Below are 11,997 nucleotides of genomic sequence, written 5' to 3' on the forward strand. Positions count from 1 at the left end.
GTGTCAAGCCCGAATGAGAGCAAAGGGGGCATCTCAGGAACACCGAGTGCGGTCGCGTACCCTCGAACCCGGCGAGCGCCTGCCCTCCGGCACGCGTTTTGACCCGTACGGGCCACCGAAGGTATTCTTGCGGTTCGTTATGTGTATTGGCTTGCTCATTCTCACGTGAGGGGCCCTTACACCGGTCCACCGGGCCGATGACCAGCGGCAGGACTCGGTTGCGTCCCGAGGTCCGCCAGGGCTGTCGTACATCGTCCGTGGTGGCCCATTGTCAGGACCCACTCACTGAAGAAGCGAAGGCATGACCGTGCGTACGTTCAGCCCCAAGCCCGGCGACATCACTCGCCAGTGGTACGTCATCGACGCCCAGGATGTCGTCCTGGGTCGTCTGGCCACCACTGCCGCGAACATCCTGCGGGGCAAGCACAAGCCGATTTACGCCCCCCACGTCGACGCTGGTGACTTCGTCATCATCATCAACGCCGACAAGGTGCACCTCTCCGGCAACAAGAAGACCCAGAAGCTGGCGTACCGCCACTCCGGTTACCCGGGTGGTCTGCGCTCCGTCCGTTACGACGAGCTGCTGGCGAAGAACCCCGAGAAGGCCGTCGAGAAGGCCATCAAGGGCATGATCCCCAAGAACACCCTGGGCCGTCAGGTGCTCTCGAAGCTGAAGGTCTACTCGGGCGACCAGCACCCGCACGCTGCACAGCAGCCGGTGCCGTTCGAGATCACCCAGGTCGCGCAGTAGTTCCGGCCACCACCCCCTAAGACTGAACAGAATCTGAGGAGAATCGTGGCCGAGACCACCGTTGAGCAGCCGGTCGAAGAGACCGAGGCTGTCGACATCGAGAGCTACACCACCGAGTCCGAGGCCCCCGTCGTCGAGGGCGAGTACACCTCGGAGTCGCTCGCCGGCCGCTTCGGCGACCCGCAGCCGGCCGCCGGCCTGGGCCGTCGCAAGAACGCCATCGCCCGCGTCCGGATCGTCCCGGGCACCGGCAAGTGGAAGGTCAACGGGCGCACGCTTGAGGACTACTTCCCGAACAAGGTGCACCAGCAGGAAGTCAACGAGCCCTTCAAGGTGCTCGAACTCGACGGCCGCTACGACGTGGTCGCCCGTATCTCGGGTGGCGGCGTCTCCGGTCAGGCCGGTGCCCTGCGCCTCGGCGTGGCCCGCGCGCTGAACGAGGCCGACGTGGACAACAACCGCGGCGCCCTCAAGAAGGCCGGTTACCTCAAGCGTGACGACCGTGCGGTCGAGCGCAAGAAGGCCGGTCTCAAGAAGGCCCGTAAGGCCCCGCAGTACAGCAAGCGCTAAATCTCAGCGATTTTCGCTCGCTTTCTGCACGAATCGCCCCGGCGGCACGTTCTGTGTCGCCGGGGCGTTCGTTTTATCGCAATCCGTGGCACAACCTGTGGTGCCGCTCGTGGGTCAGAGGCTGTGGGGTACTCGTGGCGGTACGCGTCGCGTGCCGTGGTCGGGTGTCGCAGCCGCGTGCCGCGGCCTTTTCGGCCACAGCCTTGGAACAGGCGTGGGAGATATACAGGCCCGGGGGATATACCTGACGTGTGCCGGGCCGGGGCGGGACCCTCGGCCGAGCCGCACGTGGTGGCGTACGCGTCGCGTGTGGCGTACGCGTCGCGCGTGGCGTACGTGGCGGCCGTGTCGCACGTTGTGCCGCACGCCGTGTCGCACATTCTGATCAAGACTGATCGAGCTTGAGCAAGTTCGGAGGACACCAGTGGGACGACTCTTCGGGACGGACGGCGTACGTGGTGTCGCCAACGCGGATCTGACGGCAGAGCTCACGCTCGGCCTCTCCGTGGCGGCGGCGCACGTACTGGCCGAAGCGGGAACCTTCGAAGGCCACCGGCCGACGGCGGTGGTCGGACGGGACCCGCGTGCGTCCGGGGAGTTCCTGGAGGCCGCCGTGGTCGCCGGCCTCGCCAGCGCCGGTGTGGACGTGCTGCGCGTCGGCGTCCTGCCGACCCCCGCGGTGGCGTACCTCACGGGTGCCCTCGGCGCCGACCTCGGTGTGATGCTCTCCGCGAGCCACAACGCCATGCCGGACAACGGCGTCAAGTTCTTCGCCCGCGGCGGGCACAAGCTCGCCGACGAGCTGGAGGACCGGATCGAGTCCGTCTACGAGGAGCACCGCACCGGCGCCCCCTGGGACCGGCCGACCGGCTCCGGCGTCGGACGCGTCCGCTCGTACGAGGAGGGCTTCGAGAAGTACGTCGCCCATCTCCTCGGCGCCGTCCCGAACCGGCTGGACGGTCTGAAGGTCGTCCTCGACGAGGCGCACGGCGCTGCCGCGCGGGTCTCGCCCGAGGCCTTCACGCGCGCGGGCGCCGAGATCGTCACGATCGGCGCGGAGCCCGACGGCCTCAACATCAACGACGGCTGCGGCTCCACCCATCTCGGTCTGCTGAAGGCCGCCGTCATCGAGCACGGCGCCGATCTCGGTATCGCGCACGACGGTGACGCCGACCGGTGCCTCGCCGTGGACCACACCGGTGCGGAGGTCGACGGGGACCAGATCCTGGCCGTGCTCGCGCTCGCGATGCGGGAGCGGTCCGAGCTGCGGTCCGACACCGTGGTCGCCACGGTCATGTCGAACCTCGGGTTCAAGCTGGCCATGGAGCGTGAAGGCGTGTCCCTCGTGCAGACCGGGGTCGGCGACCGGTATGTGCTGGAGGAGATGAAGAGCCACGATTACGCGCTCGGCGGTGAGCAGTCCGGGCACGTGATCATCCTGGATCACGCGACGACCGGCGACGGGACGCTGACGGGGCTGCTGCTGGCGGCCCGGGTCGCGCAGACCGGGCGTACGCTGCGGGATCTCGCGTCCGTGATGGAGCGGTTGCCGCAGGTGCTGATCAATGTGCCCGACGTCGATCGGTCGCGGGTGTCGACGTCCGCGGAGCTCGCTGCCGCGGTGAGTGAGGCCGAGCGGGAGCTTGGCGCGACCGGGCGGGTGCTGTTGCGGCCTTCCGGGACCGAGCCGCTGGTGCGGGTCATGGTCGAGGCCGCTGATATCGATCAGGCTCGGGCTGTGGCGGGGCGGCTTGCTGACGCGGTGAAGTCTGCGCTCGGCTGAGCCGGGGTTCTTGTTCTGGGCCCCGGGCCCGGGGTGGGGGCTTGGGGTTCGTTGCGGGGTGCGGGTGCGTTGTGGCTGGTCGCGCAGTTCCCCGCGCCCCTAAGGGCAAAAGACTGCGCCGTTCCCCGCGCCCCTGAATCGGCTGTTCAGAGTTTTCTTAGGCTCAGCTTCTGGACCTTGTGGTCCTGGCCTTTGCGGACCACCAGGGTGGCTCGGCCTCGGGTGGGGGCCACGTTCTCCAGGAGGTTGACCTTGTTGACCGTTCGCCAGGTCGTGCGGGCGTAGTCGAGGGCCTCCTCCTCGGAGACCTGGGTGTACTTGCGGAAGTACGAGGACGGGTTCTGGAACGCCGTCTCGCGCAGCCGGCGGAAGCGGTTCAGGTACCAGCGCTCGATGTCCTCCTCCCGCGCGTCCACGTACACGCTGAAGTCGAAGTAGTCGGCGAGGCCGACGCGGGTGCGGCCGTCCTTGCCGGGGAGGGCGGGCTGCAGGACGTTCAGGCCCTCGACGATCAGGATGTCGGGGCGGCGGACGGTGAGTCGCTCGTCGGGGACGATGTCGTAGATGAGGTGGGAGTAGACCGGGGCCGTCACCTCGTCCTTGCCCGCCTTGATGTCGGCGACGAACCGGGTCAGCGCCCGGCGGTCGTACGACTCCGGGAACCCCTTCCTGGACATCAGCCCGCGCGCCTGCAGTTCCTTCGTGGGCAGCAGGAAACCGTCCGTGGTGACCCGCTCGACCCGCGGATGCTCCGGCCAGCGGGACAGCAGGGCCTGCAGCAGGCGGGCGACGGTGGACTTGCCGACGGCGACCGAACCCGCCACGCCTATCACGAACGGCGTACCGGACTGCGACCCCTTCTCGCCGAGGAAGGTGTTCAGGGCGCCGCGCAGGCCGTCGGTCGCGCCCACGTAGAGATTGAGGAGCCGGGACAGCGGCAGATAGATGTCCCGTACCTCGTCGAGGTCGATGACATCGCCGAGACCCCGCAGTCTCTCCACCTCCTCGGCGGTCAGCGGAAGAGGTGTCTTCTCACGCAGCGCGCTCCACTGGGCACGGGTGAGGTCGACGTAGGGAGTCGCCTCCGGCCTGGGCCGGTGGGCGCTCCGCGGCAACGAGGAGACCGATGAGATCACAGTCCATTGTTACGGGAGTTTGAACGAACCGTCGGGTGGAGTCCGTCACGCCGTGCCTGTGTTCGGGCGCGTCCGAACCCTGGACCGGTGGGGCGCATGGGCATAGCGTGCCGCCCACCCGGGAGCGAGCCGCCTTCCGGGACGCCGGTGGTGGGGATGGTCGTCATGACCGTACGTTTCCGAGTGCGTGGCCTGGTGGGCACAAGAGCCGGGCTCACAAGAACCGGGCGCAGACCCGGTCCCGGTCCGGTAGATGTGGCCGGTCAGGTGTGCAGTGAACTGGCCGTCGATCTGCCGGACGAGGACCTGGGGGAGTACCTCTACGACTGCATCGACCTCTACCGGATGGGCAGCAAACCGCGCTGCGAGGAGGTCGAGTATCTCGGGATGGTGCAGGACGCGATCGACCGGATCGAGCGCGGGGAGCAGTAACCGGCGAACGGCCCGGCCCGCGACCCGCCCGTGGCTCGGCCCGTGGCTCGGCAATTTCCGATATCGGGCACGCGGTGCCTCCGCCGGGCGCCGGTCGGCCCCTAGGCTGCCGTCATGTGCGGAATCGTGGGATACGTGGGGTCGCAGTCGGCGCTCGATGTCGTGGTCGCCGGACTGAAGCGGCTGGAGTACCGGGGGTACGACTCGGCGGGCATCGCGGTGCTCGCCGACGGCGGGATGGCCGCGGCGAAGAAGGCCGGCAAGCTCGCCAATCTGGAGAAGGAGCTGGTGGAGCGGCCGTTGCCGGCCGGTTCCACGGGGATCGGGCACACCCGCTGGGCCACGCACGGCGGCCCTACGGACGCGAACGCGCATCCGCATCTCGACAACGCGGGACGGGTCGCGGTCGTCCACAACGGCATCATCGAGAACTTCGCCGAGCTGCGGGCCGAGCTGACCGAGCGGGGACACGCGCTCTCCTCCGAGACGGACACCGAAGTCGTCGCGCACCTCCTCGCCGAGGAGTTCTCCGCGTGCGCCGACCTCGCCGAGTCCATGCGGCTGGTGTGCCGGCGGCTCGAAGGGGCCTTCACGCTGGTGGCCGCGCACGCCGATGAGCCGGACGTGGTGGTCGGCGCCCGGCGCAACTCGCCGCTCGTCGTGGGCGTCGGGGAGGGCGAGGCCTTCCTCGCCTCGGACGTCGCCGCGTTCATCGCGCACACCCGGTCCGCGATCGAGCTGGGGCAGGACCAGGTCGTCGAACTGCGGCGCGACGGCGTGCACGTCACCGGGTTCGACGGATCGCCGGCCGAGACCCGCTCGTACCACGTCGACTGGGACGTGTCCGCCGCCGAGAAGGGCGGCTACGACTACTTCATGCTCAAGGAGATCGCCGAGCAGCCGAAGGCGGTCGCCGACACGCTGCTCGGCCGTATCGACGCGAGCGGTTCGCTGACGCTCGACGAGGTGCGCATCGCGCCCGGGGCGCTGCGGGAGGTCGACAAGGTCGTCGTGGTGGCCTGCGGGACCGCCTTCCACGCCGGGCTCATCGCCAAGTACGCCATCGAGCACTGGACGCGGATCCCGTGCGAGGTGGAGCTGGCGAGCGAGTTCCGGTACCGGGACCCGATCCTGGACGCGCGGACGCTGGTCATCGCGATCTCGCAGTCCGGGGAGACCATGGACACGCTGATGGCGCTGCGGCACGCGCGGGAGCAGGGGGCGAAGGTCCTGGCCGTCTGCAACACGAACGGTTCGACGATCCCGCGCGAGTCGGACGCGGTGCTCTACACGCACGCTGGGCCCGAGGTGGCGGTCGCCTCCACGAAGGCGTTCCTGACGCAGCTCGTGGCCTGCTACCTGGTCGCCCTGTACCTGGGGCAGGTGCGCGGCACGAAGTGGGGCGACGAGATCCGGGCCGTCGTACGCGACCTGTCCCGGATCTCCGAGGAGGTCGAACAGGTCCTGGAGACGATGGAGCCGGTACGGGAGTTGGCGCGCTCCCTGGCCTCGAAGAACACCGTGCTGTTCCTGGGCCGGCACGTGGGCTACCCGGTCGCCCTGGAGGGCGCGCTCAAGCTCAAGGAACTCGCCTACATGCACGCCGAGGGCTTCGCGGCGGGCGAGCTGAAGCACGGGCCGATCGCTCTGATCGAGGACGACCTGCCGGTGGTCGTGGTGGTGCCGTCGCCGAAGGGGCGCTCGGTGCTGCACGACAAGATCGTCTCCAACATCCAGGAGATCCGGGCGCGGGGTGCGCGGACGATCGTGATCGCGGAGGAGGGGGACGAGACGGTGGTCCCGTACGCGGACCACCTGATCCGCATCCCCGCGACGCCGGTGCTGTTGCAGCCGCTGGTCGCGACGGTGCCGTTGCAGGTCTTCGCCTGCGAACTGGCGACCGCCCGCGGCAACGAGGTGGATCAGCCGCGCAACTTGGCGAAGTCGGTGACGGTGGAATAGCGCTGCGCGAGGGCTTCGACGAAGGGGGTGAAGGCTCCGGCCGTGAAGGTGAGGGTGCCGTCGGCCGGGGTCTTTGAGTCGCGGACGGCTATGTGGGTGGGGGTGGTTGCGACCTCCACGCACTCGTTGCCGTCGCCCTCGCCCGAGTAGGAGGACTTCCGCCAGTTGTCCATGGGATGCCTCATAGCTCTTTCGTCAGCTTGTGGATGAACTCGCGCGACTGTTCGGAGGCGAGCGAAGAGGCTTCCACTGTACGGAAGCTCGTTCGGTAGGTGTTGAGCTGCGCATCGGCGTCAATGAAGACCGAGCCGTGCGGTGCGTCGCGCACCACGGTGTCCAGCTTGGGCAGGGGCCCGCCGACGTACGTCATCGTGCTGGACGCCTTGGCGAAGCCGTCCAGGTCGAAGGGGATGACTCGCAAGGTGATGTGGTCCGCTTCGGAAAGCGTGAGCAGTTGGGCGAGTTGTGCCTTCGAGGTGGCGCGGTCATCGACCCGGATCCGCAGTGCCGCCTCGTGAAGCACCACTTCGTACGGGACGCGGATCTCCTGGCGTGCCATCCGGTGGCGAATGCGCAACTCCACTTCCTCATCGGTGAGTTCGGGCAGCCTGGAGGCGAAGACAGCGCGTGCGTAATCCTCCGTCTGGAGCAGCCCTGGCACGTACAGGATGGCCACATGGCGTTGGAATCCGGCGTGGTGCTCCAACTCGGCGAGGTCCAGGAACGACGTGGGCAGTAGGCCCCGGTACTCCTCCCACCACCCCTGTGTCCGATCCGTGGCCATCGCGACCAGGGCGTCGATGAACTCCGTGTCCGTGCACGCGTAGTGGGACGCGAGGCGGCGGAGGCGTTTCTCGCTCACGCCCGCCAGGCCGGACTCGATGTGGGTGATCTGGGCCGGGCTCACTCCGAGCAGTGCCGCCGCCTCGCGGGAGTTGAGGCCTGCGGCCTCGCGCAGTCTGCGCAGTTCGGTGGCCAGGCGCAGCTGGCGTGCCGTTGGTTCGCGCCTCAAAGCTCTCGACCACTCCTCAAGTTCAACGCGCCTACGAGCGTGACCCGTTCGGTGTCAGGTTACGCGACTCGCTTGCTGCATCTCTAAATTTAGATATACCGTCAGTGATGCAACGCACACTCTGCGAGACGTGCGGGGCTCCGGAAGCGCACCACTCCGTCCTGCCGGGACGGCTGAGGCATGCCCACCGCCCGTGATCGGCCGCAGATCTCCGAAACCCCACCACTGAAACGGAGTTGACGCATGCCTGGAATCGAGACCGACGTGCCGTGGGAGTACTCCCTCTACATCCCCAACGACCTCAGAGCGGTCACGGTGAGCCGCCGTACCCTCCGGCTGATCCTCACCATGCACGGCCTGATCCGGCACGTCGACGTGGCCGAACTCCTCGCCGCCGAGCTGGTGAGCAACGCCGTACGCCACACCAAGGGCCCCGCCGCCCTCCGCGTGCGCTGGGCGGCCGGCGTACTTCGGATCGGCGCCTGGGACGCGGACCCCGGCCCGCCGGAACCGCCGTGCTCGACGGGCGACTTGCTCGACCTCTCGGAGGAGGGTCGCGGCCTCGCCCTGGTCAAGTCCTGCGCCGACACCTGGGGCTGGCACCCCCTGACGACCAACGGCAACGGCGGCAAGTACGTGTGGTGCGAGCTGGCCTCTACGGCGTGAACGTTTCATCGCAGCTCGAATGAGTGAACGCAGCTCAATTGTCTGGATCTTCAGCCTTTTACTCCATCAAGGTTTGACACATGGTCACATCAGCTCACGAGGGCATGCACCGGATCTTCCAGGAGCGGCCCGAGATCCTGGGGCCCGTTTTCGGGGTGCTGGGTGTCCCGTTCGCCGCGAAGGCGACCGTGGACGCCGTCACCACGGACGTTACGGAAGCCCGGCCGCTGGAACGCCGCGTGGACACCGTGCTGCGCATTGGGCCGTCCGACGGCGAGGACTTCCTGCTCGCGATCGAGTCGCAGTCGGGCAAGAACAAGGAGAAGGCCGCGAGTTGGGCGTACTACGTCGCGTACCTGCAGTCGAAGTTCGGTCTGCCCGTGCTGCTCGTGGTGGTCTGCCAGGACAGGGCCACGGCCAAGTGGGCGGTCGGCCCCTTCGACTGCGGCACGCGCGGCTGGACCGCGCAGCGGACGTATCCGCTGGTCGCCGGGCCGGACAACCTGCCGGTGATCACTGACGCGAGAACCGCGTCGAAGAACCTCGCGCTGTCCGTGCTCTCAGCCGTGGCACACGCCAGCGGTCCACAGGGCAGCGCCATACTGAAGGCGATCGCCCGCGCCGTTCAGGAACTTCACCAAACGGACCCCGTAACCGCCGGGTATTTCGCCGAGTTCCTGGACATCACCCTGGGGAACTCCCCAGCCGGAGATCAATGGAGGAAAGACATGTCGTTCGTCAGCTACTTCCCGGGCAGGGGGACCGTCCGCGAGACGGCTTACCTGGAAGGCAAGGCAGAAGGTAAGGCGGAGGGCGAGGCCAAGGGGATTCTGTCCGTGCTTGAGGTACGTGGCATCCCCGTACCGGAAAGCGTGCGCGAGCGCATCACCACCTGCATCGACCTCGGCCAGATGGACGCCTGGCTGCAGCGTTCTCGTACGGTCGAGCGCGTCGAGGATCTGTTCACCGAGGACCTGGAGGTCCCGCCGAGCACTCCAGGACAAGGCTGACTGAAGTAGCCGGGCGGGCCATAGGGTGCCCTGATGAGCATCATCGGGGTCGGTATTGATGTGGCCGAGATCGAGCGGTTCGCTACGTCGTTGGAGCGGACGCCGGGGATGGCCGAGCGGCTGTTCCTGGAGAGCGAGCTGCTGCTGGGCAGTGGGGAGCGGCGGGGAGTTGCCTCTCTTGCCGCTCGCTTCGCCGCGAAGGAGGCGCTGGCCAAGGCGTTGGGGGCGCCCGGGGGGCTGCGGTGGACCGATGCCGAGGTGTATGTCGAGGAGAGTGGGCAGCCTCGGCTTCGGGTCACGGGGACCGTTGCTGCGCGGGCGGCGGAGTTGGGGGTGCGGTCTTGGCACGTATCGCTCAGCCATGATGCGGGGGTGGCGTCCGCGGTGGTGATCGCGGAGGGGTAGCCGCTCCGCGGGGTGGTGTTCGTCTGCGGGTGGGTTGTGGCTGGTCGCGCCGTTCCCCGCGCCCCTTCAGGGCGAAAGGCAAAAGACTGCGCCGTTCCCCGCGCCCCTGAAGGACCCGCCCCCTTTGGACGCTGTCGCCTACATGCCGCTCAAAGCCACCATCAGGGCCGCTACGGACAGTGCCGTGGTTGCTGCGTAGGTGGCGCCTGCTGTCAGCATTGCTTTTGTGGTTGGTAGGCGGTTGCGTGTTGCCAAGTAGATGATCAGGGCCACCGTGAAGCCCAGTAATGCGTGGAAGAGCGTCAGTAGCCAGCCCGCGCCCACGGCCACCACCGCGCCGCCGGTGGCCAGCAGCGCTCCCGTCGGGGTGAGGTCGAGCCGGGCGATCGGGTAGGTCACGGCGCCGGCGATCAGGACCACGACCGTGGTGGCTATGGCAATCGCGAGGACATCGCTCATGCGGACGACCTTCCGATCAGTGCCGACGTCTGTCCGATCGGCAGGCTCGCGGATTCACCGGGTTAGATGACTTACGGAGGCGCGCGGTTGCGTGCTGTCCCGCGGCCCGAGGGGGCGTGGCGGGATGTGCGGCCGCAGCGTACGACGACTCCCACCCACCGATCCCTCAGGTGGGACACCCGTACGTTTCCGGCTGCGGACGCATGTCCCGACACGCCCCCGAACCCGGAGGACGAAACCCCCGCCCCCACCCACCCAGGGGCGCGGGGAACTGCGCGACCAGCCCCCACCGGCCCCCAGCCGAAAAGGACGGCGTAGGGGAGACTCGAAACCATGCGTACCGCTTACAGCGTGGAGACGGTCCGGGCCGCCGAGCAGGAGCTGATGGCGCGGCTGCCGGACGGGGCACTGATGCAGCGCGCCGTGGCCGGGCTCACCGCCGCGTGTGCCGAGTTGCTCGGGCGGGTCTACGGCCGCCGCGTCGTGCTGCTCGTCGGCAGCGGGGACAACGGGGGCGACGCCCTGTACGCCGGTGCCCGCCTCGCCAGGCGCGGCGCCGGCGTCGTCGCCGTCCTGCTCACCCCCGACCGCACCCACCCCGGCGGCCTCGCCGCCCTGCGCCGCGCCGGCGGCCGGGTGGTCGAAGGGGCCGAGGCCGCGGAGGAACCGCTCCGGCGCGCCGATCTCGTCGTCGACGGCATCGTCGGGATCGGCGGCAAGGGCGGGCTCCGCCCCGACGCCGCCCCGCTCCTCGACGTACTGGGCGAGATCCGCGCCGCCGTCGTCGCCGTCGACCTGCCCAGCGGCGTCGAGGCCGACACCGGCGAGGTCCGCGGAGCCGCCGTACGCGCCGATCTGACCGTCACCTTCGGGACGCACAAGCCGGGGCTGCTCGTGGACCCGGCGAGGGAGTACGCCGGGTCCGTACGGCTCGTCGACATCGGCCTCGCGCTCCCCGGCGAGGCCGAACTCCAGGCGCTCCAGCACGCCGACGTCGCCGCGCTGCTGCCCGTACCCGGCGCCGAGAGCGACAAGTACCGGCGAGGCGTCGTGGGCATCGCCGCCGGGTCCTCCCGCTATCCGGGCGCGGCCGTGCTCGCCGTCTCCGGCGCCCTGCGCGGCGGCGCCGGAGCCGTACGGTACGTCGGGCCCGCGGGCGACGCGGTCATCGCACGGTTCCCCGAGACGCTCGTGTCCACCGGTTCGCCGGAGCAGGCCGGGCGCGTCCAGGCCTGGGTCGTCGGCCCCGGCGCCGGTGACGACGCCGACGCCGTCGCGGCCGTGCTCAAGGCGGACGTGCCCGTACTCGTCGACGCCGACGGGCTGCGGCTCGCCGACCGCGACGCCGTACGGGCCCGGCGGGCGCCCACCCTGCTCACCCCGCACGCCGGAGAGGCCGCCGCACTGCTCGGCGTCCCGCGCGAGGAGGTCGAGAGCGCCCGGCTGGCGTCCGTACGGAAACTCGCCGAGCGGTACGGAGCCACCGTCCTGCTGAAGGGGTCCACCACCCTCGTCGCCTCCCCGGGCGGCGGAGCCGTGCGCGTGAACTCCACCGGCACCGGCTGGCTCGCCACCGCGGGCAGCGGCGACGTGCTGTCCGGGCTGACCGGGTCCCTCCTCGCCGCCGGGCTCGACGCGCGGGACGCCGGCAGCGTGGGCGCGTACCTGCACGGACTGGCCGGGCGACTCGCCGCGGACGGCGCACCCGTGGGGGCGCACGACGTCGCCGAGGCGGTACGCGAGGCCTGGCGGGATGTCACGACGGCCTGACGCCATGAACTGAGCGGGGCGCACGTGGGCGCACGCAGACG

13 protein-coding genes are annotated in these 11,997 nt (G+C 69.3%); 9 read left to right on the forward strand and 4 right to left on the reverse strand.

Annotated features, from left to right (window positions below; translation table 11 throughout):
- The first annotated feature begins 307 nt into the window (after positions 1-307).
- The 3 genes from rplM (at position 308) to glmM (ending at position 3,104) form a co-directional block, all read left to right on the forward strand.
- Positions 308-751, forward strand: coding sequence for a 50S ribosomal protein L13 (gene rplM / locus J8N05_RS10035; RefSeq protein WP_055614906.1), 444 nt, complete (start codon positions 308-310; stop codon positions 749-751).
- A 45-nt stretch (positions 752-796) separates the two neighbouring features.
- Positions 797-1,321 (forward strand): 30S ribosomal protein S9, encoded by a 525-nt coding sequence (gene rpsI / locus J8N05_RS10040; RefSeq protein WP_107022214.1) that lies wholly within the window; start codon positions 797-799, stop codon positions 1,319-1,321.
- Between the two features lie 424 nt (positions 1,322-1,745).
- Entirely contained in the window at positions 1,746-3,104 is a 1,359-nt protein-coding gene (gene glmM, locus J8N05_RS10045; protein ID WP_210882057.1) for a phosphoglucosamine mutase, read from the forward strand.
- Positions 3,105-3,250: 146 nt separating this feature from the next.
- On the opposite strand, the gene coaA is transcribed toward glmM, so the two are convergent.
- On the reverse strand, positions 3,251-4,240 hold the full coding sequence (coaA, locus tag J8N05_RS10050) for a type I pantothenate kinase (protein WP_210882058.1): 990 nt from the start codon (positions 4,238-4,240) through the stop codon (positions 3,251-3,253).
- 267 nt (positions 4,241-4,507) lie between these two features.
- Between coaA and J8N05_RS10055 the strand changes: the two genes are divergently transcribed.
- Both J8N05_RS10055 and glmS read left to right on the forward strand, forming a co-directional pair.
- Complete coding sequence (locus J8N05_RS10055) at positions 4,508-4,672, forward strand: hypothetical protein (protein WP_210882059.1); 165 nt, start codon at positions 4,508-4,510, stop codon at positions 4,670-4,672.
- A 114-nt stretch (positions 4,673-4,786) separates the two neighbouring features.
- Positions 4,787-6,634, forward strand: coding sequence for a glutamine--fructose-6-phosphate transaminase (isomerizing) (glmS, locus tag J8N05_RS10060; RefSeq protein WP_210882060.1), 1,848 nt, complete (start codon positions 4,787-4,789; stop codon positions 6,632-6,634).
- On the opposite strand, the gene J8N05_RS10065 is transcribed toward glmS, so the two are convergent.
- Positions 6,595-6,807, reverse strand: coding sequence for a DUF397 domain-containing protein (locus J8N05_RS10065; protein ID WP_210882061.1), 213 nt, complete (start codon positions 6,805-6,807; stop codon positions 6,595-6,597). The genes glmS and J8N05_RS10065 overlap by 40 nt on opposite strands.
- Positions 6,808-6,815: 8 nt before the next feature.
- Positions 6,816-7,646: a helix-turn-helix domain-containing protein gene (locus J8N05_RS10070; protein WP_210882062.1), complete on the reverse strand. Its 831-nt coding sequence runs from the start codon at positions 7,644-7,646 to the stop codon at positions 6,816-6,818.
- Positions 7,647-7,889: 243 nt separating this feature from the next.
- Here J8N05_RS10070 and J8N05_RS10075 point away from each other — a divergent pair, with 243 nt between their 5' ends.
- The 3 genes from J8N05_RS10075 (at position 7,890) to J8N05_RS10085 (ending at position 9,727) form a co-directional block, all read left to right on the forward strand.
- A complete protein-coding gene (locus J8N05_RS10075) occupies positions 7,890-8,312 on the forward strand; it encodes an ATP-binding protein (protein WP_210882063.1) in 423 nt (140 codons plus the stop codon).
- An 80-nt stretch (positions 8,313-8,392) separates the two neighbouring features.
- Positions 8,393-9,322 (forward strand): hypothetical protein, encoded by a 930-nt coding sequence (locus J8N05_RS10080; RefSeq protein WP_247706219.1) that lies wholly within the window; start codon positions 8,393-8,395, stop codon positions 9,320-9,322.
- Between the two features lie 33 nt (positions 9,323-9,355).
- On the forward strand, positions 9,356-9,727 hold the full coding sequence (locus J8N05_RS10085; RefSeq protein ID WP_210882064.1) for a holo-ACP synthase: 372 nt from the start codon (positions 9,356-9,358) through the stop codon (positions 9,725-9,727).
- Positions 9,728-9,865: 138 nt separating this feature from the next.
- Here the strand turns inward: J8N05_RS10085 and J8N05_RS10090 are convergent, their stop codons facing one another.
- Entirely contained in the window at positions 9,866-10,186 is a 321-nt protein-coding gene (locus J8N05_RS10090) for a hypothetical protein (protein WP_210882065.1), read from the reverse strand.
- A gap of 333 nt (positions 10,187-10,519) precedes the next feature.
- Between J8N05_RS10090 and J8N05_RS10095 the strand changes: the two genes are divergently transcribed.
- Positions 10,520-11,956, forward strand: a complete 1,437-nt coding sequence (locus J8N05_RS10095; RefSeq protein WP_210882066.1) for an NAD(P)H-hydrate dehydratase — start codon at positions 10,520-10,522, stop codon at positions 11,954-11,956.
- The last annotated feature ends 41 nt before the right edge of the window (positions 11,957-11,997 follow it).

The organism is Streptomyces liliiviolaceus (assembly GCF_018070025.1).
Classification (GTDB): domain Bacteria; phylum Actinomycetota; class Actinomycetes; order Streptomycetales; family Streptomycetaceae; genus Streptomyces; species Streptomyces liliiviolaceus.